This is a genomic window from Amycolatopsis sp. NPDC058278, from assembly GCF_042881395.1.
Classification (GTDB): Bacteria; Actinomycetota; Actinomycetes; order Mycobacteriales; family Pseudonocardiaceae; genus Amycolatopsis.
In genome coordinates this window covers 62,774-88,458 of sequence record NZ_JBHVXZ010000025.1, presented here as the reverse complement: position 1 = coordinate 88,458, position 25,685 = coordinate 62,774, and the positions used below count along the sequence as shown (strand labels likewise).

Annotated in this window: 26 protein-coding genes; 5 read left to right on the top strand and 21 right to left on the bottom strand. The window is 71.9% G+C overall.

The genetic code is table 11. The features are described 5' to 3' along the window. Window positions 1-94: 94 nt before the first annotated feature. From ACFVYA_RS15815 to ACFVYA_RS15800, 4 genes are all read right to left on the bottom strand, one after another. Entirely contained in the window at window positions 95-1,057 is a 963-nt protein-coding gene (locus ACFVYA_RS15815; protein WP_387045556.1) for an alpha/beta fold hydrolase, read from the bottom strand. 103 nt (window positions 1,058-1,160) lie between these two features. Beyond that, the gene (locus ACFVYA_RS15810) at window positions 1,161-2,363 is read right to left on the bottom strand and encodes a DUF1700 domain-containing protein (protein ID WP_387045554.1); all 1,203 of its coding nucleotides are present in this window, start codon (window positions 2,361-2,363) and stop codon (window positions 1,161-1,163) included. Beyond that, window positions 2,360-2,683, bottom strand: a complete 324-nt coding sequence (locus ACFVYA_RS15805) for a PadR family transcriptional regulator (RefSeq protein WP_285989099.1) — start codon at window positions 2,681-2,683, stop codon at window positions 2,360-2,362. Before ACFVYA_RS15805 ends, ACFVYA_RS15810 begins: the two co-directional genes overlap by 4 nt. A gap of 86 nt (window positions 2,684-2,769) precedes the next feature. Further along, the gene (locus tag ACFVYA_RS15800) at window positions 2,770-3,216 is read right to left on the bottom strand and encodes an Lrp/AsnC family transcriptional regulator (protein WP_285989098.1); all 447 of its coding nucleotides are present in this window, start codon (window positions 3,214-3,216) and stop codon (window positions 2,770-2,772) included. Between the two features lie 61 nt (window positions 3,217-3,277). Here ACFVYA_RS15800 and ACFVYA_RS15795 point away from each other — a divergent pair, with 61 nt between their 5' ends. Further along, window positions 3,278-4,180 carry an SMP-30/gluconolactonase/LRE family protein gene (locus ACFVYA_RS15795; protein ID WP_387045549.1) on the top strand — a complete coding sequence of 301 codons (903 nt, stop codon included), beginning with the start codon at window positions 3,278-3,280 and terminating at the stop codon, window positions 4,178-4,180. A gap of 103 nt (window positions 4,181-4,283) precedes the next feature. Here the strand turns inward: ACFVYA_RS15795 and ACFVYA_RS15790 are convergent, their stop codons facing one another. The 14 genes from ACFVYA_RS15790 to rsmD all read right to left on the bottom strand — a co-directional run bounded on the left by ACFVYA_RS15790 (window position 4,284) and on the right by rsmD (window position 15,003). Then, window positions 4,284-5,462, bottom strand: coding sequence for an MAB_1171c family putative transporter (locus ACFVYA_RS15790; RefSeq protein WP_387045546.1), 1,179 nt, complete (start codon window positions 5,460-5,462; stop codon window positions 4,284-4,286). Further along, window positions 5,459-6,025: a hypothetical protein gene (locus ACFVYA_RS15785; protein WP_387045543.1), complete on the bottom strand. Its 567-nt coding sequence runs from the start codon at window positions 6,023-6,025 to the stop codon at window positions 5,459-5,461. Before ACFVYA_RS15785 ends, ACFVYA_RS15790 begins: the two co-directional genes overlap by 4 nt. Before the next feature lie 203 nt (window positions 6,026-6,228). Next, a complete protein-coding gene (locus tag ACFVYA_RS15780) occupies window positions 6,229-6,663 on the bottom strand; it encodes a helix-turn-helix domain-containing protein (protein ID WP_285989094.1) in 435 nt (144 codons plus the stop codon). Window positions 6,664-6,718: 55 nt separating this feature from the next. Next, window positions 6,719-7,591 carry a bifunctional DNA-formamidopyrimidine glycosylase/DNA-(apurinic or apyrimidinic site) lyase gene (gene mutM, locus ACFVYA_RS15775; RefSeq protein WP_387045539.1) on the bottom strand — a complete coding sequence of 291 codons (873 nt, stop codon included), beginning with the start codon at window positions 7,589-7,591 and terminating at the stop codon, window positions 6,719-6,721. A 44-nt stretch (window positions 7,592-7,635) separates the two neighbouring features. After that, on the bottom strand, window positions 7,636-8,991 hold the full coding sequence (locus ACFVYA_RS15770; RefSeq protein ID WP_387045537.1) for a polysaccharide lyase 6 family protein: 1,356 nt from the start codon (window positions 8,989-8,991) through the stop codon (window positions 7,636-7,638). 88 nt (window positions 8,992-9,079) lie between these two features. Then, window positions 9,080-9,829 (bottom strand): ribonuclease III, encoded by a 750-nt coding sequence (gene rnc, locus ACFVYA_RS15765; protein ID WP_285989091.1) that lies wholly within the window; start codon window positions 9,827-9,829, stop codon window positions 9,080-9,082. Between the two features lie 13 nt (window positions 9,830-9,842). Then, on the bottom strand, window positions 9,843-10,025 hold the full coding sequence (gene rpmF, locus ACFVYA_RS15760; protein ID WP_013223689.1) for a 50S ribosomal protein L32: 183 nt from the start codon (window positions 10,023-10,025) through the stop codon (window positions 9,843-9,845). A gap of 87 nt (window positions 10,026-10,112) precedes the next feature. Continuing rightward, window positions 10,113-10,706 (bottom strand): YceD family protein, encoded by a 594-nt coding sequence (locus tag ACFVYA_RS15755; RefSeq protein ID WP_387045533.1) that lies wholly within the window; start codon window positions 10,704-10,706, stop codon window positions 10,113-10,115. 248 nt (window positions 10,707-10,954) lie between these two features. Further along, window positions 10,955-11,683: a DivIVA domain-containing protein gene (locus ACFVYA_RS15750; protein WP_013223687.1), complete on the bottom strand. Its 729-nt coding sequence runs from the start codon at window positions 11,681-11,683 to the stop codon at window positions 10,955-10,957. Window positions 11,684-11,792: 109 nt separating this feature from the next. Further along, the gene (locus ACFVYA_RS15745; RefSeq protein WP_387045530.1) at window positions 11,793-12,506 is read right to left on the bottom strand and encodes a hypothetical protein; all 714 of its coding nucleotides are present in this window, start codon (window positions 12,504-12,506) and stop codon (window positions 11,793-11,795) included. Beyond that, a complete protein-coding gene (locus ACFVYA_RS15740; RefSeq protein ID WP_285989088.1) occupies window positions 12,506-13,006 on the bottom strand; it encodes a SigE family RNA polymerase sigma factor in 501 nt (166 codons plus the stop codon). Before ACFVYA_RS15740 ends, ACFVYA_RS15745 begins: the two co-directional genes overlap by 1 nt. Window positions 13,007-13,069: 63 nt before the next feature. Continuing rightward, window positions 13,070-13,771 carry a ribonuclease domain-containing protein gene (locus ACFVYA_RS15735; RefSeq protein WP_285989087.1) on the bottom strand — a complete coding sequence of 234 codons (702 nt, stop codon included), beginning with the start codon at window positions 13,769-13,771 and terminating at the stop codon, window positions 13,070-13,072. Window positions 13,772-13,913: 142 nt separating this feature from the next. After that, complete coding sequence (gene coaD, locus ACFVYA_RS15730; RefSeq protein WP_285989086.1) at window positions 13,914-14,399, bottom strand: pantetheine-phosphate adenylyltransferase; 486 nt, start codon at window positions 14,397-14,399, stop codon at window positions 13,914-13,916. Between the two features lie 43 nt (window positions 14,400-14,442). Further along, on the bottom strand, window positions 14,443-15,003 hold the full coding sequence (gene rsmD / locus ACFVYA_RS15725; RefSeq protein ID WP_387045526.1) for a 16S rRNA (guanine(966)-N(2))-methyltransferase RsmD: 561 nt from the start codon (window positions 15,001-15,003) through the stop codon (window positions 14,443-14,445). Between the two features lie 124 nt (window positions 15,004-15,127). Between rsmD and ACFVYA_RS15720 the strand changes: the two genes are divergently transcribed. Then, window positions 15,128-17,242 carry a HelD family protein gene (locus tag ACFVYA_RS15720; RefSeq protein WP_387045523.1) on the top strand — a complete coding sequence of 705 codons (2,115 nt, stop codon included), beginning with the start codon at window positions 15,128-15,130 and terminating at the stop codon, window positions 17,240-17,242. A gap of 192 nt (window positions 17,243-17,434) precedes the next feature. Here the strand turns inward: ACFVYA_RS15720 and ACFVYA_RS15715 are convergent, their stop codons facing one another. The 3 genes from ACFVYA_RS15715 to ACFVYA_RS15705 form a co-directional block, all read right to left on the bottom strand. After that, window positions 17,435-21,223, bottom strand: coding sequence for a hypothetical protein (locus ACFVYA_RS15715; RefSeq protein WP_387045579.1), 3,789 nt, complete (start codon window positions 21,221-21,223; stop codon window positions 17,435-17,437). A 76-nt stretch (window positions 21,224-21,299) separates the two neighbouring features. Next, a complete protein-coding gene (locus ACFVYA_RS15710; protein WP_387045520.1) occupies window positions 21,300-21,776 on the bottom strand; it encodes a Clp protease N-terminal domain-containing protein in 477 nt (158 codons plus the stop codon). Next, a complete protein-coding gene (locus ACFVYA_RS15705) occupies window positions 21,773-21,976 on the bottom strand; it encodes a helix-turn-helix domain-containing protein (RefSeq protein WP_013223678.1) in 204 nt (67 codons plus the stop codon). Before ACFVYA_RS15705 ends, ACFVYA_RS15710 begins: the two co-directional genes overlap by 4 nt. A gap of 57 nt (window positions 21,977-22,033) precedes the next feature. Here ACFVYA_RS15705 and ACFVYA_RS15700 point away from each other — a divergent pair, with 57 nt between their 5' ends. The 3 genes from ACFVYA_RS15700 to ACFVYA_RS15690 all read left to right on the top strand — a co-directional run bounded on the left by ACFVYA_RS15700 (window position 22,034) and on the right by ACFVYA_RS15690 (window position 25,684). Further along, window positions 22,034-23,413, top strand: coding sequence for an FAD-dependent monooxygenase (locus ACFVYA_RS15700; RefSeq protein WP_387045517.1), 1,380 nt, complete (start codon window positions 22,034-22,036; stop codon window positions 23,411-23,413). Window positions 23,414-23,421: 8 nt separating this feature from the next. Then, window positions 23,422-24,414 (top strand): LLM class flavin-dependent oxidoreductase, encoded by a 993-nt coding sequence (locus ACFVYA_RS15695; protein ID WP_387045515.1) that lies wholly within the window; start codon window positions 23,422-23,424, stop codon window positions 24,412-24,414. Between the two features lie 475 nt (window positions 24,415-24,889). Beyond that, a complete protein-coding gene (locus ACFVYA_RS15690) occupies window positions 24,890-25,684 on the top strand; it encodes an ABC transporter permease (RefSeq protein ID WP_285989082.1) in 795 nt (264 codons plus the stop codon). Window position 25,685: the final 1 nt, after the last annotated feature.

The following is a 25,685-nucleotide window of genomic DNA, read 5'->3' as shown; positions in this document are numbered from 1 at the left end:
CTGGGGACAACCCCGTCGCCGTGCCTGGGGACAACCCCGCCGGCCACCCCGGAAACTGTCGGTGCCCGCCGGTAGCGTGGAAAACGGGGGCTGCTCAGGTGCCCGACGACACCGCCGGCACGTCCGGCAACCCCGCCGTCCCGGGCGCTTCCGCCGGACGGCCCGCACGCAGCAGCTCCCCCCACCGCGCCCGGTCGTACCGGGCCGGCGGGGTCTCCGCCAGGAAGTCCCGCAGGATCTCCAGGAACCGCTCCGGATCCGACCGGTGCGGGAAGTGGCCCGCGCCCTCGAAGAGGACCAGCCTGCTGCCCGGCATCGCCCGGTGCGCGCGTAGCGCGTGGCCGCTCGGCACCACGCTGTCCTCCGTGCCCCACACGAGCAGCGTCGGGATGCCCTCGGTCAGGTAGCACCGGTCCAGCATGTTGACCACCTGCCCGCGCCAGTCGACGACCGAGCGCAGCGTCCGCAGGAACGCCGAGCGCGTGCCCGGCTCGACCAGCCGCGCGTACCGGGTCAGCACGTAGTCGAGGTCCGCGTCGTCGAAGACCCGCAGCAGCCCGGCGAACCCGCGCAGCGCCGCCACCGCGGGCGGCGTCCCCAGCAGCGGCAGCACCAGCCCCGCCCCCGGCGCCGCGGCCAGGCGCAGCAGCGGGTGGACACCCGCCCCGACCCCACCCGAGCCGACCAGCACGAGGCGTTCGCACCGTTCCGGGAACTGGTAGGCGAACTGCATGGCGACGCCGCCGCCGAGCGAGTGCCCGACCACCGTCACCCGGTCGACGTCGAGGGTGGTCAGCAGGTCGCGCATGCCGCACGCGTAGGCCGCGACCGAGTAGTCCGCGCGCGGCTTGGCCGAAGAGCCGTGGCCGAGCAGGTCGGGCGCGATCACCGTGAAGTCGGCCGAAAGCGACGCCAGCAGGTCGAGCCAGGTCGACGAGTCGTCGCCGATACCGTGCAGGAAGAGCAGGGCCGGCCCGCGCCCGGCCATCCGGTAGGCGCGCTCGTACCCGTGGACGACCCGGGTGCGCGGGGCGAAACTGTCCGTGGGTGGCGTCATCCGCCCAGCTCAGCACGCTCGCGTTCGCCCGGCGTTTCGGGCACGTTCGGAACGGGTGAACACCAGGAGCGGCCCCGACCGCCGCTCCTGGCGTTCGTTCCCCCTACCTCGTCGGCGTCGGCGAGGCCGGCGCGGACGAAGACGTCGGCGGCACCGTCACGTTCGGGATCGCGGCACTGAACGGCACGCCCCCGAGTTCACGGCAGGCGCCGCGGTAACCGTTGTAGCCGTTGTAGTTGCCCTGGTCGTCGGTGACACCCTGCTCGATCTTCGGCCGCGGGAACCGGTTGTCCTCACCGATCTTCTGCCTGCTGCCGCTCGCGCGCTCGCAGCCGTAGCGGGTCAGCGTGAGCGGCCTTCCGTCCTCGTCGTAGAGGTAGACCTCCGTCAGCGGCTTACCCTCGGCGTCGAAGGCGTAGACGTTTTCGATTTCGTGGCCGCCGTAGGTCAGCTGGTCGTTGCCGTAGTGGTCGGACGACGACTGGTAGTACGACGGCGGGCTCGAGGAACTCCCGCGGGCGAAGAGGTCGATCGCGGCACCGAAGCCGCCCAGCGCGCCACCGATGACGAACGCCGAGATCGGCACGGCCACCCACAGCAGCCGCCGGTCGGTGCGCACCCGCGGGCCCGCCCACAGGGCCGCGACGGCCGCGAGGATCAGGAACGGCAGCAGCAGAACCGCGCTCCGGTGCCGCAGCATGAACAGCAGCCCGAACGCGACCAGCGCGACCGCGCACAGCACCCACCACGCCGGCTTGAGCGAACCGAGGTAGCGCAGGAACTTGTCGGCGTCCTCCTGCTCGCGTCCCTTGGCCATGGTGGTGCGCAGCCAGGCGACCTCCGGCAGCGCCAGCACCGGCTCGACCCCGCCGCGCAGCAGCAGCACCAGACTGACCACGAACACCGGCGCGAACAGCAGCAGGCCGACGAACACGTCGGGGTCCACGGTGACGACGGCGCCGAACGCGAGCAGCGCGAAGGCCAGCGCGCAGAACACCAGGCCCCACACCGCGATCCGCGGCTTCACCAGGCTGGGCGCGGCCGTCGCGAGCACCTGCGTGCCGGCGCCCTCTCCCGGCGCCGGGTACCCGCCGGACGCGCGCAGCTCGGCGGCGTAGCTCTCCGGTGAGCCGAGCCGTTCGATCAGCGCCTCGACGCGGGCGCCCTCCCCCAGCTCGGCCTCCAGTTCCGCCAGGTGCGGGCGGACGTCCTCGAGGATCTCTTCGATCTCGCTCGCGGGCAGGTCGGCGAGCGCGGTCCTGACCCGCGCCAGATACACCCGCACGGCGGTCGGCTTGTCGCTCATGCTGCCTCTCCCAAAAGCCCGTTCATCGTCGATGCGAAGTTCTGCCACGTCTTGCCCGACTCCGCGAGGCGCGCCCGGCCCGGCTCGTTCAGGCTGTAGTACTTGCGGTGGGGACCCTCTTCGCTGGGCACGACGTACGAGGTCAGCAGGCCGGCCTTGTACAGCCTGCGCAAAGTCCCGTACACCGACGCGTCCCCCACCTCGTCCAGGCCGGCGGCCCGGAGTCTTCTCAGTACGTCGTACCCGTAGCCGTCTTCGTCGCGGAGCACCGCGAGGACGGCGAGATCGAGCACGCCCTTGAGCAGCTGACTGATCTCCACTGCACCCTCCAGTCTTACGCTTGGGAAGGTACCACGCATTGCGTAGTAGTGTGCACGGCGGAGGGGCCTCGGCGTGGCGGTGCCGGTCAGCCCCGGGTGTCCACCGGCCGCTCGAAGAAGGATTCGAGGACCACGATCGTCTGCGTGCCGGTGACGCCGTCGATCGCGAAGAGCCGGCGCAGCGACGCCTGGAGGTCCTCGGTCGTCGCCGTGCGCACCTTGACCAGCAGCGACGCCGGGCCGGCGATGACGTGGGCCTCGACGACTTCGGGCAGCGCTTCGAGGGCTTCGCGCACCGGGCGGTCACCCATCCAGGCGTTCGCTTCGACGAGCACGAAGGCCGCGACGCCGCGGCCGACGGCGGCCGGGTCGACGTCCACGGTGGTCCGGCGGATGACGTCCTGGTCCCGGAGCTTGCGCACCCGCTCGTGGGCGGCGCCCGCGGAGAGCCCGACGGCCTTGCCGAGGGCGGCGTACGCCTGCGTGGCGTCGCGCTGGAGTTCATTGAGCAGAATGCGATCCACTTCATCCACGCCTTGACCATATCAGGTTCGGTAATCCATGCTTTTGGCAGAATTTCATGAGGAGTGAGTGATGGACCTGATCAAGACGGACTTCCAGCTGCTCGACGAGCGGTTCGCGCGCGTCAACGGCGACGAGTGGACGCAGCGCCTGCACACCGGCTGCCGCTGGACGGAGGGGCCGGCGTACTTCCCGGCCGGCCGCTACCTGGTGTTCAGCGACATCCCGAACGACCGCACGCTGCGCTGGGACGAGACGACGGGCCGGGTCGGCGTGTTCCGTCAGCCGTCCGGGTACGCGAACGGCCACACGGTGGACCGCCAGGGCCGGCTGATCAGCTGCGAGCAGGGTCCCCGCCGCGTGACGCGCACCGAGCACGACGGCTCGGTCACGGTGCTGGCGTCGGAGTACCGGGGAAAGCGGCTGAACAGCCCGAACGACGTGGTCGAGCACTCCGACGGGTCAATCTGGTTCACCGACCCGAGTTACGGAATCGACAGCGATTACGAGGGGTACCGGGCCGAGAGCGAGATCGGTGCCTGCCACGTGTACCGGGCGGCCCCGGACGGCTCGGTGACGATCGTCGCGGACGACTTCAGCCGGCCGAACGGCCTGGCGTTTTCGGCGGACGAGTCGCGGTTGTACATCGCGGACACGCGCCAGGACCCGAGCCACATCAGGGTGTTTTCCGTCGCCGGCAACGAAAAGCTGACCGGCGGCGAGATCTTCGCCACGAGCGACAGCGGCGGCTTCGACGGAGTGAGGGTGGACAGCGAGGGCCAGGTCTGGGCGGCGGCACACGACGGTCTGCACTGTTTTGCCGCGGACGGAACGAGGATCGGCAAGCTGCGGATCCCGGAGGTGTGTTCGAACTTCACGTTCGGCGGAGCCAGGGGGAACGAGCTGTTCATCACGGCATCGAGCTCGCTGTACACCCTGAGGGTGACGGTGAACGGCGCCCGCTACCCGCGCTGAGCCGGGCGCGCCGCCTGCGGGCCGGGCGTGGCGAGCGTTGCCGGGCGCGGACACGTGGGGGGCGATCGCCGCGCGGTGCCCCGATCCTGTGGCCGGCGGCGGTTCAGCCGGGCGTGGCCGCCTCGACCCGCTCCACCACCGCGTCGCGGCGGCGCCAGGCTCGGCTCACCTGGACCAGCCAGGCCGCCTCGGTGGCCACGTCCGCTTCCGTGTCCGGTCCGGCCGGCTGGTCGGGCTCGCGGGCGAAGCGGCGGCCCGCGCGGCCCGCCTCGATCGCCGCGGCCAGGGTCACCGCTTCCACCGTCGCCGCCACCTCTGCCTCGCGGACTCCCGCGCGGCGCGCCGCCGCCTCCGCCCGGGCCGGGAGGTCCGGGTCGAAGTGGGCCCGGAGCGCCAGGTGGCCGTCGCGGATTTCGATGACCCTGCGGTACAGCGCGAACTCCGCGCCGCCCGCCAGTTTGCGGCCCGGGTCGAGGGCGATGCCCGGGACCGCCGTGCGCAACGCCGTCCACAGCGGCTCGATGCGGCGGTACGCCCGGTACGCCCGGACCCGGCCGACCACCGACGACACCGCCGGCGACCACGCGCTGAGCGTTGCCCCCGCCGTCACGAACCCGATCGTCACGGCCGCGAGCACCGATGACGGCAGGTCCTCACGGGCACCGATCCGCCCCGTCCACGCCAGCTGCAGGACGTCGTCGACGTCCCAGAACGTCCACGCCGCCGCCGCGCCCACGCCGACGACCAGCAGCCACAGCCCGGTGCGCAGCGGTCCCGGCTCGGCTTGCCACGCGCTGCGGACGAACACCGCGAACAGCAGGCCGAGGCTGATCAGGCTGTACACCAGGAACAGCACCTTGTCGCCCACGGCGAACGGCAGGCCGGCGTCCGAAAAGACCGTGTCGTCGCCCACGCGCCGCGGTCCGGAAAGCGCGAAGCACGCCGCGAGCAGCACCATCGTCGCCGCGGTGAACAGCGCGTGCGGTGCGAGCCGGGCGCCGTCGCCACGCCACACCGACTGCGTGAAGGCGACGGCGAACCCGATCGCGCCCAGCTTCAGCTCGTCGCCGGCCAGGCTCAGGATCCACTCGGCCACCGGGCCCGGGCCGGCGAGGGCCGACATCGCCGGCGTCAGCACGAGGATGCCGCCGGCGATGCAGATGCCGAAGCCGGCGAGGAACCACATCGTGCGCACCGGCTGGCTGCGGCGTGCCTCGATCAGCTTGTAGCCGAACCCGGCGAAGCCCGCCGTGCAGAGGTAGTAGGCGAGGGTTTCGATCACGGCGTGCGGCGGCCGAACAGGGAATCGAAGCGCCGCACGCCTTCCGGGAGGGCGGGCGCGGGTTCGCGCGGCTCCGCGGGCCGGACGACGCGCTGGGCGAGCAGGCTCGCGACGAGTTCGGCTTCGCGCTCCTCGACCTCCGAGTAGGTGGTGCGCCCGAGCACGCGCCGGACGAGCTCGGGCGAGAGGTTCGGCATGAGCTGCCGTCCGGCGGCGGCGTCGATGGCGACGCTGTCGGCACCGGCAGTGTGGCCATCGGAGCCGACGTGACCGCACAGCAGGTGCCCGACCTCGTGCAGCAGGATGTGCCGCCGGTGCAGCGCGGTCGTGTTGGTCGGGTAGAGGATGTAGTCGGCGCGTTCGGTGCTCATCAGCAACCCGCACGGCGCGCCTTCGGGAGCGCTGACCGGCATGAGTTCGATGGGGCGTCCCCGCTCGGCGGCCAGGCCCGCGACGAAGTCCTCGGCATCGAACGGTTCGGGCAGGGTGACGCCGTCGGCGACCTGACGGGCCCGCTGCCACAGCGAGCGGGCCGGTCGCCGCCGCCACCATGGTCGCGCCACCTCAGCCCTCCTTCACCACGCCGCGGACGGTTCCAGCCGGATCAACGCGGCAGAGCGCCCGTGGTTGCGCGAGCGTCGAAAATCCCCCGCGCGGACGCGGAAGGAGCTGCCCCGCAGACGGCTCGGCGGCCGGAACGACGATTCGCGACGATACCCGGCACGCCCGGGCCACGGCCCGCGGAGGTGAGGCAATTCCGCCTCCTTCAGCTCTCCTTCTTCGGGCCGCCGCGGCCGGCCTCGCGCCGGGCGATCGCGTCGATCATGTCGCTGATCGTGTCCAGGCCGTCCGAGGACAACGTCACCGCGCGCAACGCCAGATCCCTGACCCCCGCGTCACGCAGTGCGCCCAGCAGGGCCAGCTCCTCCGCGATCTTCCGGCTCTGCTCGTCGTCGAAGAAGTACGCCGGGGGGACCCCGAAGAACTGGGCCAGTGCCTCGAGGTGCCGCTTGGTCGGGTTGTCGCGGCGGCCCGTGCGCAGCTGCCACAAGTACGTCGTCGAAAAGCTCTCGCCCGTCGCTTCGCGGCAGGCCTTGGCGACCTCTTCGTTGCTGTACGGCTCCCGATCGGGCCTGCGGACCACGTGGAACAGCCGGTCGACCTTGTCGGCCAGCGTCGACTTTCCGGGCTCCTTGACCACGATGCACTCCCTCAGCTACCAGGCATATTCATCCTAGCTGAAAGGCAAACCTCCGTTATCTACCCGAGTTCGCCCTCGGCCGCGGCTGGCACCGCGGGCACGAGAACGACGAACGGTTCATGAACGGCTCCCGCCGGATCGCCGTGCCGCACCGGTGGCACGGCATCCCCTCCTGGCCGTACGCGTCCAGCGACCGGTCGAAGTACCCCGACTGCCCGTTGACGTTCACGTACAGCGCGTCGAACGACGTTCCGCCCGCGCCCAGCGCCGCGTTCATCACGTCCGACGCCGCGGACAGCAGCTCTCGCCCTTTCGCGAGGGTCAACTTTTCGGTCGGGCGAGCCCAGTGCAGGCGAGCGCGCCACAAGGCTTCGTCCGCGTAGATGTTGCCGATGCCCGAGACGAGCGTCTGGTCGAGCAGCGCCCGCTTGACCTCGGTGCGCCGCGACCGCAGCGCGCGCACCGCCGCGTCGAGGTCGAACTCCGGGTCCATCGGGTCGCGGGCGATGTGCGCGATCGTGTCCGGGAGCAGGACGTCGCTGCCGATATCACTGAGGTCGTCGAGCGCCAGGCCGCCGAACGTCCGCTGGTCGACGAACCGCAGCTCCGGCCCGTCGTCGGCGAAGCGCAGGCGCACCCGCAGGTGCTTCTCGTCCGGCGCGCCCTCCGGCTGGACGAGCATCTGCCCGCTCATGCCGAGGTGGGCCAGCAGCGCCTCCTTGTCCGACAGCTCCAGCCACAGGTACTTGCCCCGGCGCCGCGCCGCCTCGACGCGGGTGCCGGCGAGCCGCTGCGTGAAGTCCTCCGCCCCCAGGGCGTGCCGGCGGATGGCGCGCGGGTGCAGGACCTCCGCCTCGCGGATGGTCCGCCCCGCGACGTGCGCCTGCAGGCCCAGGCGGACGACTTCGACCTCGGGAAGTTCGGGCATGCGGCCATTGTGCCCGGCGGGTACGACACTTTCCGGAAAGGCACCTACGGGGCGGTGGGTCCGACGTCCACCTTCGTCAGCGGAACCCGCGTCGCACCCGACGCGAAGTACTCGTCGGCGCCGACGTCGAACGTGCCCGTGCGGGCCTGCAGGTCGAAGTCCTTCGCCGCGTACGGATACGACCCCACCCCCGCGTCGATCGCCGGGCTCGCCGACGTCAGCCGGAAGAGCCCGGCGGCGTCCTCGGCCAGCTTCGGGTCGACGTTGCGCGACGGAACCCCCGCCGTCCCGCCGAAGGTGATGTTGCCCTCGTACTTGACCGTCGACCCGCTCGGCAGCGTCACCAGCGTCCCCGAGGTGCCCTTGACGATGTTGTCCGCGACCACACAGTCCTTCGGCTTGAAGTTCCCGCCGTCGCCGTCGATCACCGACGAGCTGCCCAGCACCGTGTTGTACGCGACCGTGACCCGGTCCGGCCGGTCGTGGAGCTTGCTCGCCGGGCCGCTGTCGGCTTCGTCGCCGGAGCCGAAGACGATGGCGCGGTCACCGGAATTCGCCACGTAGTTGCCGACGATCCTGTGGTCGTTGCCGTGGAACCGGATACCGGAACCGAACAGGACGTTGCCCTCGACGGTGCTGCGGTTGCCGTGGCGCAGCACGATGTAGCCCCTGCTGTCGCGGATCGTGTTGTACCGCACCACGTTGCCGGACGACTTGACGGAAATCGCTTCGCTGTCGCCGTCGGCCTTCTCGAAGAGGTTGTTCTCGATCAGCGCGTTCGCGGTGTACGACTGGCGGTCGCTCAGCCCGAGCCGGATCGACTCGCCGCCGTTCGAGCCGGCGAACTGGTGGTTGTAGAAGTAGTTGTGGTGCACGTGGACGTGCTTCGCCATGGCGCCGGACGGCCCGAGGATCTGCAGGAACACGCCCTGGCTGGTGCGGTTCTGGAAGACGTTGCGGTCGACGACGGTGTCGTCGCCGCCGACCGTGACCCAGTTGCCGTCGGTCGTGAGCTGGAAGTCGTTGCGGGTCAGGCGGTTGCCCGACGCGCCGGCCGGGACGCTCAGCGAGGCGCCGCCGCGGAACTTGAACCCGCGCAGCACGACGTTCGAGACACCGCCGGCGAAGGCGAAGGTCTTCGAGCCGGTGATGGTGGCCTGCCCGGTGTGCTCGGCGGCGATCGTCACGGGCGCCGAGGCGGTGCCGGACCGCTTGATCGACAGCGTCGAGCCCGCGGAGTAGCTCCCGTCGGCGAGTGCGATCGTGTCACCGGGGTTCGCCTTGTCCATTGCGGACTGCAGCGCCGCCAGCGAAGTGACGCGGACCTGCGCGGCCGAGGCCGCCGGGCCGGGCAGGACGACGAGCGCCGCGGCGACCAGGGGTACGAAGAACAGACGCATCCGCCCAACCTCTCCATCGAGTACGCGCGGCGGATGATCACCACGCTACGGAGAGGAGGGCGGCGCCGTCAACGGGAGTTCCCGCTGATCAGGACTCCGGTTCGGCTTTCTTCTGCGCCTCGAGTTCGGCGGACAGCGAGCGCCAGGCCGTCTCGGCGGCCTTCTGCTCGGCTTCCTTCTTCGTCGACCCGGCCCCGTGGCCGAGGGGACGGCCCGCGACGAGCACCGTGGCCGTGAACTCCTTGCGGTGGTCCGGTCCGGTGTCCTCGACCTTGTACTCGGGCACGCCGAGGCCGGCCGACGCGGTCAGCTCCTGCAGGCTCGTCTTCCAGTCGAGCCCGGCCCCGCGCAGGGGCGCTTCGGCGAGCAGGCCGTCGAAGAGGTGGTGGACGAGCTTGCGCGCGATCTCGATGCCGTGTTCGAGGTACACGGCGCCGATCACGGCCTCCAGCCCGTCGGCGAGGATGCTCGCCTTGTCCCGCCCGCCGGTGAGCTCTTCGCCCTTGCCGAGCAGCAGGTGCGCCCCGAGCCCGCCCTCGCCGAGCCCGCGCGCCACCCGCGCCAGTGCGTGCATGTTGACGACGCTGGCGCGGAGCTTCGCGAGCTGACCTTCGGGCAGGTCGGGATGCGTGTTGTACAGGTGATCGGTGACGACGAGGCCGAGCACGGCGTCACCGAGGAATTCCAGCCGCTCGTTCGGCGGCAGCCCCCCGTTTTCGTACGCGTACGAACGGTGGGTCAGCGACAGCCGAAGCAGCTCGGGGTCGAGGATGACCCCGAGCGCTTCGAGCAACGGCGCCGGATCGGCTGGTGGTCCCCCGGGCGTCTTGCCCCCCATATCGGCTACCCGATCAGGCGGGCTCGACGACCTGGCGGCCGTTGTGCTGGCCGCACGACGGGCACGCGATGTGCTGGAGCTTCGGCTGCTTGCAGGCGCGGTTGGAGCAGGGCACCAGCTGCACCGGAGCCGCCTTCCACTGGCTGCGGCGGGAGCGCGTGTTGGATCGCGACATCTTCCGCTTCGGGACGGCCACGAGTAGATCTCCTTATGACGGTCTGCTCGCGGTGCGAGCGAACTTTCTCACCGGATCGAGCTGGACGCTCGTCAGGCTTGCTCTTGTTCAGCTGGGCCCTTGCGCAGGCTTTTCGCCCGCGTTCTCGTCGAAGCGCTCGACCAGTGCGGCCCACCGAGGGTCTATCTTCTCATGCCCGTGTCCGGGCTCGAGATCGGCCCACTTGACGCCGCACTCGATGCAGAGCCCGGCGCAGTCTTCGGTGCACAGCGGCGCCAGCGGCAGGGCCAGCACGACGGCGTCGCGGACGATGGGTTCGAGGTCGATCCGGTCGTCGACCAGCCGGGGGATCTCGTCCTCGTCCGTGGTCTCCTCGGTGGCCGACCCCGGGTAGGCGAACAGCTCCTGGACCTCGACCTCGACCTCTTCGGTCAGCGGGTCGAGGCAGCGGGCGCAGGCGCCCTTGGCCAGTGCTTTCGCGGTGCCGCTGACGAGGACGCCTTCGACGACGGACTCGAGGAGCAGGTCGAGTTCCAGCTCGGAGCCGGCTTCGATGGTGATGACATCGGGGACGCCGAGCGGCGTCTCCACCGGCACGCTGCGCCGGACGGCGCGGCTGAGGCCGGCGTGACGGCCGAGCTCACGGGTATCGATCACCCACGGGCTGCGGTCGTCGAGCTGGGGGGTCTTGTTCTCGGACATCCAGTCCAGAGTACGCACGGGTCGCCACCCCTTTTGAGCTGGCACCCTGCCCGTCACGCGGCGAGCGGGCCACTTCCGCGCGCGCCCGCCCTCCCTCTGGGGCCGCCCCCGGGTCCAGTCTTATCGGGGGCGCCCGGCGAAAAGCCGGGAAAGCCGCAGCTGGAGGCCGGTTGTCCCCACCCCGGCCGCGATGTGGACAAGCCAGCCGCCCGGCGAGAAAGCCACCCGAAAGCCGGCTGAGAAGCTCGTCACACCTGGTAGTCGTAGAGCGTCGGCCGCCCACCCGAGCTCGGCAGGTTCGCCGGTGACCGCAGGTGGTTGCGGCCCGAATCGACCGTCCGCAGCGTCGTCGCCAGCAGCTCCGAGAACTCCGCCAGCTTGCCGTCCACGTACGCGTCGCAGTCCGCTCGCTGGCGGTCGGCCTCCGCGTGGGCCTCGTCCACGATGCGGGCCGACTCCGCGTGCGCCGCCTGGACCACTTCGGTCTGGGCCACCAGGCGGGCCTGCTCGGCCCGGCCGTCTTCGATGGCCCGGTCGTAGGCGTCACGGCCCGCCTGGATCATGCGCTCGGACTCGGCGCGGGAACGGTCCGTGAGGTTCTGGTACTCCGCCTGGCCCGCCGCCACCGTGCGGTCGGCCTGGTCGTGCGCGTCGGCGAGCATCTGCTCCGCCCGGGCCCGCGCGTCGGCGAGGATGCGCTCCGCTTCGTCCGTCGCGTCGGCGATCGCGCGCTCGGCCTCGGCGTTCGCGCCCGCCACCGTTTCGCCCGCTTCCTTGCGGGCCGCGTGGATCAGGTCGTCGCGCTTGTCGAGGACGTCCTGGGCGTCGTCGATCTCCGCCGGCAGTGCGTCGCGGACGTCGTCGAGGAGCTCGAGCACGTCTCCCCGGGGCACCACGCAGCTGGCCGTCATCGGGACGCCGCGCGCCTCCTCGACGATCGTGACGAGCTCGTCGAGCGCCTCGAAAACCCGGTACACGGCAACTCCAATCCCCTGTCGCTGTGTCCAGTCTGCCCGCATCGGGCGCCGAAGCGGTGAACGCGACCGGCGCCGGGCGTGTCCCCCTGGACCACGCCCGGCGCCGGAGTCACCACGGCAGCACGAAGGCCGGATCGGTGATCACCTTCGTGAGCTGCTCCTCGCTCAGCTGCACCGAGTCGGCGGCGTCGCGGGCGGCATCCACCAAAACCACCGCCGAGCCGTCGGCCCGGCGCAGGACGCCGTCGAAACCGCGCAGCGTCGTCAACGTCGTCGACGTCCCCTCCCCGACGGAGGCGGCTTCGGACACCAGCAGCTCGGCCCCGCCGGGCTGCGGGATCCGGTCGCAGCGCAGCCCGATCGACGCCGGCTCCGAACAGGACCGGATCCAGGGCAGGTGATCATCCGGCGCGTGCCGGCCGTACACCGTCAGCTGGAAGTCCCCCGGCCGTCCGGACGCGTCGGCGAAGGTGGCGGTCACCGCCATCTTGCCGGGGCCGATGGCGTCGGCCGAGGACGCGCCGACCGTCAGGCTCCGCAGCCCGGGGAACAGCTCCGTGACCGCGTCGGTGAGGGCCTGCCGGATCCGCGCCTGGTCGGCGAGCGACGGCGGGGACGGCGGCGCGGCGGGCGGAACCGCGGGCGTGCCCGGGGCGAACACCGCCACGGCCGCGACGGCCGCGGCCACGGCGAAGGTGCCGGTGGTCGCCGCCCGGCGACGGCGGACGTGCCGGGCCGCGCGGTCGGCGACCTCGTCCGGGTCGAAGCCGAGCGGCGGTTCCGGGACGTCCACCTCGCGCAGGCGGGTTTCGAGTTCGTGCATCACGCGCTCCTCTCCGAGCTGTGCTCGAGCACGCCCCGCAGCGTCTCGAGCCCGCGGGCGGCCTGGCTCCGGACGGTTCCTTCCGAGCAGCGCAGCACGTCCGCGACCTGCGCCGCCGGGAGGTCGGCGCAGTAGCGGAGGACGACGGCGGCGCGCTGCTTCGGCGGCACCTCGGCGAGGGCGCGCAGGAGCGGATCGGAAATCCCGGCCTCGGGCGGGGAAGAAGGCTGGTCCGGCACGACGCCGTCACGGCGTTCGCGACGCCGCCACGGCCGCCGCTGCTCGTCGAGCCAGCAGCGCAGCAGGACCTGCCGGGCGTAGTTGTCGACGGGCCCCCGCCGGGCGACCTTCGGCCAGACCCGGTACAGCTTGATCAGCGTGACCTGGACCAGATCCTCCGCGAGGTGCCAGTCGCCGCACAGCAGGTACGCCGTCCGTCTCAGTGCACCCGACCGCGCCCGGGCGAACTCCCGGAAGTCCGCGTCGTCCGCAGCCCGCATCGCGCCTCCTCGTCCTCGTTTCGGTGTACCTCACGGACGAGGGGGCGCGGCGCGTTGCACGGTTCAGGAATTCAGGTCGATCCGCTTGAAGGTCGCGTAGCGGTCCGGGGTGTAGGCCAGCTCGCCCGCCTTGCCGGAGATCACGCGGTCGTTCGTGCCGACGGCGAAGAGCTTGTAGTAGCCGGACGCGCAGGCCGGGAGCACGCCTTCGCGGTTCTCGTAGGTGGTGCCGGCCGAGGTGCCGTTCCGGACGTTGTCGACGACCGTGCGAGCCGCCGCCGACAGCTGCGAGTAGCCGGTCTTCGCCAGACCCGAGAGGTCACCGCAGGCGTGCGTCGTGCCGCCGCCGATGTCGATGACCTTGAAGGTCGCGTAGTGGTCGCCGGTGTAGAAGTACTCGCCGGCGCTGCCGGTCACGATGCGGCGGGTGCCGCGGGTGCTCGAGCCCGGCGTGGGCACCGTGTACTCGTGGTAGTAGCCCGACGCGCAGGCCGGGAGCACGCCTTCGCGGTTGTCGAAGACGACGCCGTCGTTCTTCGGGTACGGGAACGGCCCGTCCGTCTGGATCAGGTGGTACGTCGTCGTCGCTTCGGCCGGCAGCGCCGAAAGCGTCGTGTGCGAGAAGCCGGAGAGGTTCCCGCAGGCGTTCTGCGCGACGACGGCCGGCGAGGCCGGGGAGGACGCCGCGGCGGCGGTGACCCCGGCGAACAGTGTGGCCAGGAGCGCGAAGAGGACCGCGACCAGGCGTGATCGGTAGTTGGTCATTTTCGGACCGTAACTCGATCGGATGATCGTCAGGAGACGTCGACGTGAACTCCCGCACCACCGCGCCCAAGTCCCGACGAACGGAGGGGGCCGAACGACGGGAACCGGACACCCCGGGGTCCGATGTGGACTCGGTGGAGGGTCAGCGCCCGAGCTTCGGGAACTTCTCCGAGAGCCGCTCGTAGACGATCGGCGGCACGAGGTGCTCGATGTCACCGCCGAGCGCCGCGACCTCCTTGACCAGCGAGCTGGACACGAAGCCGTACGCCGGGTTGTTCGCCATCAGCAGCGTCTCGACGCCGGTGAGCTCGCGGTTCATCTGCGCCATCTGCAGCTCGTAGTCGAAGTCGCTGACCGAGCGCAGGCCCTTGGCGACCGCCGCGATGTCGTGGTCGCGGCAGTAGTCGACCAGCAGGCCCTCCCAGGAGTCGACCCGCACGTTCGGCAGCTTCGCGGTGATTTCGCGGAGCATGTCGAGCCGTTCGGAGACCTCGAAGAGCCCCTTCTTCGACCGGTTCACCCCGACCGCGACGACGACCTCGTCGAACAGCACGCTCGCCCGTTCGATGATGTCGAGGTGCCCGTTGGTGGCCGGATCGTAGGAACCGGGACAGACCGCACGCCGCATGGCGCGGACGCTACCGTGCCGGGCCCGGTCTCCGCCGCGTGGCTCACGCCACAGCTGTGTACTCCGCCCAGAAGACGGCCGTGTCGCCGTACTTCTTCGCGCGCGTCGGCTCGAAGCCCGGCGGCCAGTCCGGCTCGCCGTCACGGGCGGCGCGCTCGATCACCACCAGGGCCGACGACCCCAGCCAGCCGCCCGCCGCCAGCGAGCCCAGCACCTTGCCGAGCGCGGCGGCGTCCACCGCGTACGGCGGGTCGGCCAGCACCAGGTCGTAAGACCGGGGCGCGGGCGCGGCGACCACCGCCTCGACCTGCGCGGCCCGGACCGTGCCGCCCAGGCCGAGCGCCGCGACGTTGCCGCGCAGGACGTCCACCGCGCGCCGGTCGGACTCCACGAACAGCGCGTCCGCCGCGCCGCGGGAGAGGGCTTCCAGGCCGAGCGCGCCGGACCCGGCGTAGAGGTCGAGGACGTGGGCGCCGTCCAGCTCGCCGGCCGTCCCGAGGGCGTTGAACAGGGCTTCCCGCACGCGCTCCGACGTCGGCCGGGTGCCCTTCGGCGGCACCTTCAGCCGCCGCCCGCCCGCCGTCCCGGCCACGATCCTGGTCACCCCCCGATTGTGGGGGGACGACGCGCGGCGCGGATGACCGGGACACGGGTGTCCCCGCCCGGGCCACCGCGTAGAGTCGTTCTTCGCCCTCGGAGGCGATCCCAAAGCTGTCAAGGAGCCATGCGTGTCCGAACCTCGGGTCAGACGGGCCGAGATCGCCATCGAACAAGCCCACGTCGATCGCGTGTACACCCGTCTGGACGAACTGAAGGCCCAGGCCGAGGCGATGCGCACGAAGGGCTATGAGATCGGCCAGGGAGCGCAGCGCGAGGCGATCTTCGAGCAGGCGTCGATGCTGTTCGAGCGCGACATGATGGTCCACCACGCCAACCAGACGCTGCAGACGCTCGACGCCGAGTACGAAGGGCTCGTCTTCGGCCGGCTCGACGACCGCGAGGGTGAACGCACCTACGTCGGCCGCCTCGGCATCCGCGACGCGGAGTTCGACAACCTCGTCACGGACTGGCGCGCGCCGGCCGCGGCCGCGTTCTACCAGGCCACGGCCGAAGAGCCGATGGACGTCGTGCGGCGGCGCGTGATCCGCTGCTCCGGCCAGAACGTCCTCGACGTCGACGACGACGTCCTGATCGCCGACGCCGTCCCCGAGGACATGCAGATCGTCGGCGAAGGCGCGCTGATGGCCGCGCTGGGGCGCTCGCGCGGCGAGAAGATGCGCGACATCGTCGCGACCATCCAGAAGGAGCAGGACGAGGTCATCCGGGCGCCCTGGCGGGGCGTCACCGAGATCACCGGCGGGCCGGGCACCGGCAAGACCGCGGTCGCCCTGCACCGCGCCGCCTACCTGCTCTACCGCTACCGGCGTCAGCTCGGCGGGGCCGGGGTGCTGGTCATCGGGCCGTCGGGGGTGTTCACCAGCTACATCTCGCGGGTCCTCCCCTCCATGGGTGAAACGAACGTCGAACTGCGCGCGCTCGGCGAAGTCCTCGACGGCCTGGAGGCGACGCGGCAGGACGCGGCGCCGCTCGCCGCGGTCAAGGGGTCGCTGCGGATGCGGAAGGTGCTGCTGCGGGCGCTGCGCGACACGCCGCCCGAGGCGCCGGAGGAGATGCGGATCGTCTACCGCGGCGAGGTCCTCAAGCTGAACGCGCGCGAGCTGGAGAAGGTCCGCCGCAAGGCCCACACGCAGGGCGCGCCGCCGAACCGGTCGCGGATCCGGGCGGCCGAGATGCTGCTGGACGCGCTGGCGGCGAAGGCCGAGGAGCACGCGAAGGACGACGGCAAGCAGTTCGACCGCGCCGAGCTGATCACCGACCTGGGCGAGCGGATCGACTTCCACCGCTTCCTCGTCGTGTGGTGGCCGGTGCTGTACCCGGCGCAGATCCTCAAGTGGCTGGGCGACGAGAAGCGGCTGGCCTCGGCGGCGAAGGGCGTCCTGAACCGCCACGAGATCTCGATGCTGGCCGCGGACTTCGCGGACCGGTCGCGGGGCTGGTCGATCGCGGACGTGGCGCTGCTGGACGAGCTGCGCGTCCTGACCGGGCCGGAGCCGAAGCGCAAGCGGCGCCAGGTGATCGAGGTGGAGCCGCAGCGCTCGGGCGGCGCGCCGACGCGGCCGGAGCACTACGACGAGTACTCGCACGTGGTCGTCGACGAGTCGCAGGACCTTTCGCCGATGCAGTGGCGGATGGTCGGCCGGCGCGGCAAGTACGCGAGCTGGACGGTGGTCGGCGACCCGGTGCAGAGCTCGTGGCCGGACCCGGCGGAAGCGGCTTCGGCGCGGGACCAGGCGTTCGGCGTCAAGACGGCCCGGCGGCGGTTCACGCTGCGCACGAACTACCGGAACTCGGCGGAGATCTTCGACCTGGCGGCGAAGGTGGTGGCCGGGCACGCGGAGTCCGGCGAGCTGCCGGTGGCGGTCCGCCGCACCGGGGTGGAGCCGGAGGTCCGCCCGGTGGAGGCGGCCGGCCTGGCCGCGGCGACGCAGGCGGCGGTGAAGGAGCTGCTGGGCGCGGTCGAGGGCACGGTCGGCGTCATCACCGCGATGGACCGGGTGCCGGAGGTCGCGGGCTGGCTGCCGGGGCTGGCGGACGAGCGGCTGAAGGTCGTGGGCAGCCTGGATTCGAAGGGCCTGGAGTACGACGCGGTGGTGCTGGTGGAACCGGTCGACCTGATCACGGAATCGACGACCGGCCGCCGGGTGCTGTACGTGGCGCTGACCCGCGCGACGCAGCAGCTGATCGTGCTGGCCTCGAACCCCGACTGGATCCCGGCCGCCTGACCCGAGCGCCCGGGGAGACGCTGAAGGGCCCCTTCGGGGGGCGGGAGGCGGGTTCCCGTGCCCTCGAAGGAGCCCTTCAGACCCCCGGTGAAATGAACGTCGTGGGACGAGCTCGTCCAACGCCATGTCTAGCCGATCCGGGTTGTTCGGTGTCCGCGCTCACCCACCGAACAACAACGCCGAACAACCCGGTCAGGGGCAGGGCGGCGCGTAACCGAGGTCCGGGAAGCTTTCGCTCCACTCGGCTTCGGTGATCCGCGGTGACACCGCCGCGCAGATCCGCTCGGCCGCGCGGTCCGGATCGGCCTCCCAGAACCGCACGGTGCCGTCCGCTCCCCCGCCCGCCAGCGTGTGGCCGTCCGGCGCGTACTGCGCGGCGTAGACGCGGTCGCGTTGCTCGGGCAGCACCGCGTACGGCGTCGCCGTGGCGACGTCCCACAGCCGGATCGTCCGGTCGTAGCTGCCGGACGCCAGCGTCCGGCCGTCACCGCTGAACGACACGGACATGACGACGTCCGCGTGGCCGTCCAGCACCACCGGGGGCGGCACGCGCGCCGGGTCCGTGACGTCCCAGAGGCGCACCATCCGGTCGGCGCTCGCCGTGGCGACGTGCCGGCCGTCGGGACTGTAGGCGATCGAGAAGATCGTGTCGGTGTGCCCCGTCAGCTTCGCGAGCGGCCGCGGGGCCCGGGGCGACGAGATGTCCCAGAGCCGCGCGGTGTGGTCCCAGCCGGCGGTGGCGAGCGTCCGGCCGTCGGGGCTGAAGGCGATCGTGTGGACGTCGTCGTCGTGGCCCTCGAGCTTCGCGATCTCGACCGGCCGGGTGCGGTCAGCCAGGTCCCAGAGCCGGGCCGTGTGGCCGTCGCCCGCGGTGGCGAGCAGCCGGCCGTCCGGGCTGAAGACGACGGCGTCGACGTCGTCGTGGAGCCGGTTGAACACCACCGGCGGCCCGGGGCGGGCCGGATCGGTGATGTCCCGCAAGGCCATCGTGTGGTCCCAGCTGCCGGTGGCCAGTGTCCGGCCGTCCGGGCTGACGGCGATGCCGCAGACCGCGTCGCCGAACCCGCCGATCGTGGCCAGCTCCCGCGGCGCGCGCGGGTCGGTGCGGTCGTACAGCCGCACGGTCTGGTCGTAGCCGCCGGAAGCCAGCAGCTTGCCCCCGGGGCCGAAGGTCACGTGGCACGCCTGGGCCGTGTGCGCGGCGATGCCGGGCCCGGGCAGGTCCCAGAGCCGGGCGGACTGGTCGTCGCTGGCCGTGGCGAGGGTGCGGCCGTCGCGGGTGAACACCGCCGAGACGACGGCGCTGGTGTGCCCGGGCAGCGACGGCAGCTCACGCGGCTGCCTCGGGTCGGCGACGTCCCACAGCCGGGCCGTGCGGTCGAAGCCGGTGGTGGCGAGCGTGCGCCCGTCCGCGGTGAAGGCCACCGAGCGCACGATCGCCTTGTGGGTGGTGAGCGACGCCAGCGGCGCCGGGTGGGCCGGGTCGGCGATGTCCCACAGCCGCGCGGTCTGGTCCTGGCTCGCCGTGGCGAGCACGGGCCCGCCGGGGCTGAACGCGACCGAGTGCACGACGTCGGTGTGCCCGGCCACGACGCCGAGCTGGGTCCGTGAAGCGACGTCCCAGACGCGCGCGGTCTTGTCGGCCGACGCCGAGGCGAGCAGCCGGCCGTCGCCGCTGAAGGCCAGGTTGTTGACGTAGGAGGTGTGCCCGGTCAGTTCCCCGGACGGCCTCGGGTGGGCGGCGTCGGTGGTGTCGTAGAGCCGGATCGTGCCCTTGACGTCGGCGGTCGCCAGCAGCGGCGCGGTGGGGCTGAACGCCACGGCGTAGGCCTTGCCCTCGTGCCGCTCGATCGTCGTGCCGGGCCCCGGCCGCGCCGGGTCGGAGACGTCCCAGACGCGGACGGTGCCGTCGAAGCCCGCGGTGGCGACGGTCCGGCCGTCGGCCGCGAAGGCGATGTTGTTCACGTTGCCTTCGTGCCCGGTGAGCACGCCCAGCGGCACCGGGTGGTGCGGGTCGTGGACGTCCCAGAGCCGGGCCGTGCCGTCCCAGCTGGCCGTGGCGATGACCCGCCCGTCCGGGCGGAGGGCGACGGTGTTGACCCGGCCGGTGTGCCCGGTGAGCCGCGTCGCGTACGGCGAACCGAACATGCCGAGCAGGCCGCTGCGCTCGTCGGCCCCGGGATCGAGGCGGTACGCGGCGAGCGCGAGCTGCGCGGCCAGCGCCGGGTTGGTGGCGCGCATGGCCAGCGCCTGACCGGCGACCTTGTACGCGAGCGCGTCGTTGCGCTGCTCGGTGGCCGTGGTCTCGGCGCGCACGGCGTAGACGGTGGCGGTCACGGCGACGACCAGCAGCACCGCGAGGAGCGCGACCAGCTGGCGAAGCCGCCGGGTGCGGCGGCGGTCGCGGTCCCGCTCGGCGTGTTCGACGGCGAGGCTGGCGTCGAGGAACCGCCGTTCGCGCCGCGACAGCGCGGCGTCCTGGCGCGCGGCCCACTCCCGGGCGATGGCCAGCCGGGTGCCGCGGTAGAGCCAGCCCGGGTCCTCGTCGACGGCTTCCCAGGCGCCGGTCGCCTCGGTGAGCTGCCGGTGGACGCGCAGGCCTTCGCGGTCTTCGGTGAGCCACTCGCGCAGGCGCGGCCAGCCGCGGATGAGGGCTTCGTGGGCGATCTCGATGCCGGTGTCGTCGAGGGTGACCAGCCGGGCCGCGGCCAGCTCGGCGAGAACCACGGCGGTGTCGGTGTCGTCGGTGTCGTCGGTGTCGTCGGCGTCGAGCTCGGCGCGGCCGATGCGCCGCTTGGTGTCTTCGGTGCCTTCGCCGAGCGCGGTCATGCGGAGGAAGACCTGCCGCGCCAGCCCCTGCTGACGCGGGGAAAGCTTCGCGAAGGTGCCTTCGGACGTCTGCGCGATGGCCCGCTCGATGCCGCCGGTCGACTCGTAGCCGGCCAGGGTCAGCGTGGTGCCGCGGCGCCGCCGCCACGTCTCCAGCAGCGCGTGCGAAAGCAGCGGCAGCACCCCGGGCTGGCCGGTGGCATCGGCGACGAGCCGGGAGACCAGGGCGTTCTCGACGCGGTACCCGGTGTCGACGGCGGGCCGCGAGATCGCCTGCCGGAGCTCCTCGGTCGTCATCGGGCCGACCAGGACCTGGGCGTCCTGCATGGCCTCGGCGAGCTCGGCGTGCCGCGCGCAGTGGGTGTAGAAGTCGGTGCGGATGCCGAGCACGACCCGGGTGCGGCTGCCGGGTTCGGTGGTCGCGGTGACGAGGGCGTCGAGGAACCGGGCCCGCTCCTGGTCGTCCTGGCAGAGGGTGAAGACCTCCTCGAACTGGTCGACGACCAGCACGAGGTCTTCGTCCTCGCCGTCGGCCAGCTGACGGGCGGCGAGGCCGAGGTTGCGCGGGTGCGCGGCGAAGTCGTCGAGCAGGGCCCCGGGCGCGACGCCGAGCGCGGCGCCGAACTTGACCGCGCACTCCTGCAGCGGGCGGTGCCCCGGGGTGAGCAGCAGGGCCGGGCCCTTCACCGAAGGCAGCAGACCGGCCCGCAGCAGGGACGACTTCCCCGAGCCGGACGCGCCGAGGACAGCGAGAAAACGTTGTCTCCCGAGCCGTTCGACAACTTTTTCGACAAGTCGTTCCCGGCCGAAGAATCGGTCCGAGTCGGCGGGCGTGAAAGCGGCCAGCCCGACGTACGGCGGAATTTCCCCTGGTTCCGGCTCGAGCGGTGAACCGGTACCCTCCGCGCGCGACTCTTCGGCGACGGCGTGCCAGCGTTCCTCCCATTCCCCCGGCACCCCGCCACAGGCCCGGACGTAGGCCAGGGTGACCGCCAAGCTGGGGAGTTTCCGCCCGCCGGCGGCTTCCGACAGCGTCCCCGCCGAGTAGTGCGCGCGCCGCCCGAGCTCGCGGTAGGTCGGATTTCCGGCGCTCTCGCGCAACCGCCGGAGATCGGCGGCGAATTCGATCAGCAGATCGTCCCCGGCATCCAAGGGTCGCTCGGGACGCGGCACCCGGTCCTCCTGTTGTTCATTTTCCGGTTCGCCCACCGTAGCCAAAAGCGCGCGATCAGGTGCGCGAATCCAGCGACCGGTGAACCGCTTCCCGGTCGACGCCGAGTTCCGCCAGCAAATCGGCCGCCGGGTCGGGCGGGGTCAGCTTCACCAGCACCCGCAGCAGCCGCGCCGGATCGCGCGGCCGCGGCGTCCCGCCGATCGCCTCGTTGACGACCGCGCGCGCACCGGAGGTGAGCGCTCCCAGCGTCAGCTTTCCGCGCCGCGCCGGGACTTCGGCCGGGCGGAGGCCTTCGACCTCGATGCCGAGCGCCGCCAAGGCCGCCCGGTCCAGGCGGTCCAGGGCCGCGCGAGCCTCGGCCAGGCCGATGCCGAGCGCGAGCGCGCTGTCCGGGTCGTGCAACAGGCCCAGCAGCAGGTGTTCGGTGCCGAGCCGCCGGTCGCCGCGGCGGCGGGACTCCTCCAGGGCCGCCGTCACCACCACGGCGAACGGGCTCTTGGCGATCAGCCGGTCGAGCACGAGCCACCTCACTTCCCGTACTTGGCGTGCACGGACTGCCGGGCGACGCCGAGCGCGTCCCCGATCTGCTCCCACGACCAGCCCCGCTCCCGCGCGTGCGCGACGGCCGCCGCTTCGACCTGCTCGGCGAGCCGGTGCAGGGCGCCCACCGCCCGCAACGCCACCGCCGGGTCCGTTTCCGAGACGCGTCCCGAAAGCTCTTCCGCTTCCACGGATGTCAGTCTAGCCTGACACTCGCGTCAGTTTGAACTGACAATCTGGAGGGCGTGATGGACGTAGCGGTGATCGGAGCGGGCCCGGTGGGCCTGATGCTGGCGGCGGAGCTGCGGCTCGGCGGCGCGAAGGTGGTGGTCCTGGACCGGCGGACCGAACCGGACCGGCGGCCGCGTGCGAACGGGCTCGGCGGCCGGATCGTCGAGCAGCTGGACCACCGGGGACTCCTCGACCGGTTCCGGGCCGAGGCGACGTTCGCCGGCCCCTTGCCCGGCTTCCCCTTCGGTCCGGTCCCCCTCGACTTGTCCGGGCCGGACACGCCACTGCGCGGGCTCATGCTGCAGCAGCCACGGATGGAGGCCCTGCTGGCAGAGCGCGCGACCGAGCTCGGCGTCGAACTCCGGCGCGGCCACGAACTGGTGGACCTCGGCACCGTCCGCGGCCCGGACGGGGAGTACCGCATCGAGCCTCGGTACATCGTCGGCTGCGACGGCGCGCGCAGCCGCGTCCGCGAGCTGGCCGGTATCGGCTTCCCCGGCACCACCGGCGACGAGCTGATGCGCCTCGGGCATTTCCGGGCGGACGTGGACCTCTTCGCCACGGTGACAGGACTGGAGCGCGGCTGGAACCGCCGTCCCGGCGGCCGGGTGCTGGTGACCTCGCTGACGCCGGGCGTCGTGATCGCCGGCGTCCGCGAAGTGACGCCGGAGCCGCCCGGCGAGCCGACGCTCGACGAGTTCCGCGCCGCCGTCCGGCGGGTCCTCGGCATCGACCTACCGCTGGGCGAACCGCTGTGGTTGTCGCGAACGGCGAGCTCGGCGAGGCTCGCCTCGCAGTACCGGGCCGGCCGCGTGTTCCTGGCCGGCGACGCCGCGCACCTCTTCCCCGCCGGCGGTTCCTCGCTCAACGTCGGGCTGCTGGACGCGGTCAACCTCGGCTGGAAGCTCGCCGCCGTCGTCCGTGGAACCGCCGGGGAGGCGCTGCTCGACAGCTACCACGCCGAGCGGCACCCGGTGGCCGCGCGGACGTTGACGCAGACCCGCGTCCAGGCCCTGCTCGACCGCCTGACCGGCGAGGACGGCGACGCCCTGCGGACGCTCTTCGGCGAACTGGCCGCGTTTCCCGACGCGACCCGGCACCTGGCCGGGCTCCTGCGGGACGCCGACGAGCTCCCGTACGTCCCCGACCTGCCGCTGACCGTCGGTGGCGAGCCGACCCGGGTGGCGGAAGTCATGCGCGCCGCGCGGACCGTGCTGTTCGACTTCGCCGACCGCGCCGACCTGCGGGAAACCGCCGGTCCGGGCGTGAAGATCGTCACAGCCGCCTGCCCGGACGCCCCGGCCGACGCGCTGCTCGTGCGGCCGGACGGCGTCGTGACCTTCCGCGGCGGTGATCCGGCGGCACTTCGGGAAGCAATGGCGGCACCGGGGCGTTGACCCCGGTTGTGAGCTCACTGCCTGACGTGCCGCTGTCCGTGCTCGACCTGTCCCCCGTTTCGGAGGGGAACACCGTCGGCGAGACGCTGCGCAACACCCTGGACCTCGCCCGCGCCGCGGAACGGCTGGGCTACCACCGCTACTGGCTGGCCGAGCACCACAACATGCCCGGCATCGCCAGCTCGGCCACCGTCGTGCTGATCGGGCACGTCGCCGACGCCACCGAGCGCATCCGCGTCGGCTCGGGCGGGATCATGCTGCCCAACCACGCGCCGCTGGTCGTCGCCGAGCAGTTCGGCACCCTGGAGGCGTTCCACCCGGGCCGCATCGACCTCGGCATCGGCCGCGCGCCCGGCACCGACCAGCGCACGGCGCTGGCCCTGCGCGGCCCGGGCGGGCTGTCCGCGGAAAACTTCCCGGAGCACCTGCAGGAACTGATCGGCTACTTCACCCATTCGGAGGCGCGCGGGGTCAACGCCGTGGTGGCCGAGGGCAACCAGCCGCCGGTGTGGCTGCTCGGCTCGAGCGGCTTCAGCGCCCAGCTCGCCGGTCGGCTCGGGCTACCGTTCTCCTTCGCCCACCACTTCGCCGCCGAGAACACCGTGCCGGCCGTCCAGCTCTACCGCGAGAACTTCCGGCCGGGGGTGCTCGACGAGCCGTACGTGATGCTCGGCGTGTCCGTGGTCGCCGCCGAGACCGACGAGCGCGCCCGCTTCCTGGCCGGGCCGTCCGGGCTGACGTTCCTCAGCCTCCGCCGCGGCCGCCCGATCGCGCTGCCGACGCCGGAAGAGGCCGCGGAGTACCCGTACACCGAGATGGACCGCGCGTTCCTGGCCGAGCGCTTCGGCTCCAGCGTCGTCGGCTCGCCGGAAACCGTCCAAAAGGGACTCGAGCAGCTGCTGGCCGACACCGGCGCGGACGAGCTGATGGTCACCACGATGGTCCACGGCCACGCCGACCGCGTCCGCTCCTACGAACTCCTCGCCGCCCTCAAGTCCTGACCGTGCCCGAAGGGTCGACACGCGTGATTGCAGGGTCGACACGGCACCGCCCGGGTTCCCGCGGCGTGTCGTCTCCCTGATCACGCGTGTCGGCTTCCTGATCACGCGTGTCGGCTTCCTGATCACGCGTGTCGACCCGTCCCGCACGACAAGCGTGCGCGGGAATTGACAAACCGGGGTGGATCGTCAAGCGTCGCCGGGGGCGGGAGGCGAGTTTCTTTTCCTTCGCTGATAACAAGATCGGGTCCGTTTGTCAGCACCGGACAAGAAATGCGCGGTTACCAGCCCGTGACCCCGTGATCTTGCTCAAGTTCTTGTCTCCCAGCAAGGCCGTCGTTAGCGTACCGACCAGTAGGAAACGGCACGGTGCTCCCGAGACCGTGAATGGCCGACAATAATTAGTCCGTTCGGTCCATTTCCCCTTGGTCATCTCGGGTGTATTCGGCGTGCCGCCGAAACCGCTGGAGGCACACTAATGGCCGAACGGACGACGACGGCGTCGTTCCCGGGGGCGGCCGCACTGCGGCAGACCGGCCGGCTCTACGGACTCGGTCTCGACGTCGTCCGGCTGACCTTCCGCCGCCCGTTCCAGGTCCGGGAGTTCATCCAGCAGTTCTGGTTCATCGCGAGCGTGTCGATCCTGCCGACGGCGCTGGTCTCGATCCCGTTCGGCGCGGTGATCGCGCTGCACATCGGCTCGCTGACCACGCAGATCGGCGCGCAGTCGTTCACCGGCGCGGCGAGCGTGCTCGCGATCATCCAGCAGGCCAGCCCGATCGTCACGGCACTGCTCATCGCCGGCGCCGGCGGCAGCGCGATGTGCGCCGACCTCGGTTCCCGCACCATCCGCGAAGAGATCGACGCGATGGAGGTGCTCGGCGTCTCGCCGGTCCAGCGGCTCATCGTGCCGCGGGTGCTCGCCGCGATGGGCGTCGCGGTCTTCCTCAACGGCATGGTCAGCGTCGTCGGCGTGCTCGGCGGCTACTTCTTCAACGTGATCATGCAGCACGGCACCCCGGGCGCCTACCTGGCCAGCTTCTCGGCCCTGGCCCAGCTGCCCGACCTGTGGATCAGCGAGATCAAGGCCCTCATCTTCGGCTTCGTCGCCGGGGTGGTCGCCTCCTACCGCGGCCTCAACCCCAAGGGCGGCCCGAAGGGCGTCGGCGACGCGGTCAACCAGTCCGTGGTCATCACGTTCCTGCTGCTGTTCGTGCTGAACCTGATCCTCACCACCGTCTACCTGCAACTCGTTCCGCCCAAGGGGAGCTGAA

Coding starts and splice junctions, on each gene's coding strand:
- ACFVYA_RS15815 (WP_387045556.1), bottom strand. CDS start 1,057: ATGACGCCACCCACGGACAGTTTCGCCCCGCGCACCCGGGTCGTCCAC.
- ACFVYA_RS15810 (WP_387045554.1), bottom strand. CDS start 2,363: ATGAGCGACAAGCCGACCGCCGTGCGGGTGTATCTGGCGCGGGTCAGG.
- ACFVYA_RS15795 (WP_387045549.1), top strand. CDS start 3,278: ATGGACCTGATCAAGACGGACTTCCAGCTGCTCGACGAGCGGTTCGCG.
- mutM (WP_387045539.1), bottom strand. CDS start 7,591: ATGCCCGAACTTCCCGAGGTCGAAGTCGTCCGCCTGGGCCTGCAGGCG.
- ACFVYA_RS15770 (WP_387045537.1), bottom strand. CDS start 8,991: ATGCGTCTGTTCTTCGTACCCCTGGTCGCCGCGGCGCTCGTCGTCCTG.
- rnc (WP_285989091.1), bottom strand. CDS start 9,829: ATGGGGGGCAAGACGCCCGGGGGACCACCAGCCGATCCGGCGCCGTTG.
- ACFVYA_RS15755 (WP_387045533.1), bottom strand. CDS start 10,706: ATGTCCGAGAACAAGACCCCCCAGCTCGACGACCGCAGCCCGTGGGTG.
- ACFVYA_RS15745 (WP_387045530.1), bottom strand. CDS start 12,506: ATGCACGAACTCGAAACCCGCCTGCGCGAGGTGGACGTCCCGGAACCG.
- ACFVYA_RS15740 (WP_285989088.1), bottom strand. CDS start 13,006: ATGCGGGCTGCGGACGACGCGGACTTCCGGGAGTTCGCCCGGGCGCGG.
- ACFVYA_RS15735 (WP_285989087.1), bottom strand. CDS start 13,771: ATGACCAACTACCGATCACGCCTGGTCGCGGTCCTCTTCGCGCTCCTG.
- coaD (WP_285989086.1), bottom strand. CDS start 14,399: ATGCGGCGTGCGGTCTGTCCCGGTTCCTACGATCCGGCCACCAACGGG.
- ACFVYA_RS15700 (WP_387045517.1), top strand. CDS start 22,034: ATGGACGTAGCGGTGATCGGAGCGGGCCCGGTGGGCCTGATGCTGGCG.
- ACFVYA_RS15690 (WP_285989082.1), top strand. CDS start 24,890: ATGGCCGAACGGACGACGACGGCGTCGTTCCCGGGGGCGGCCGCACTG.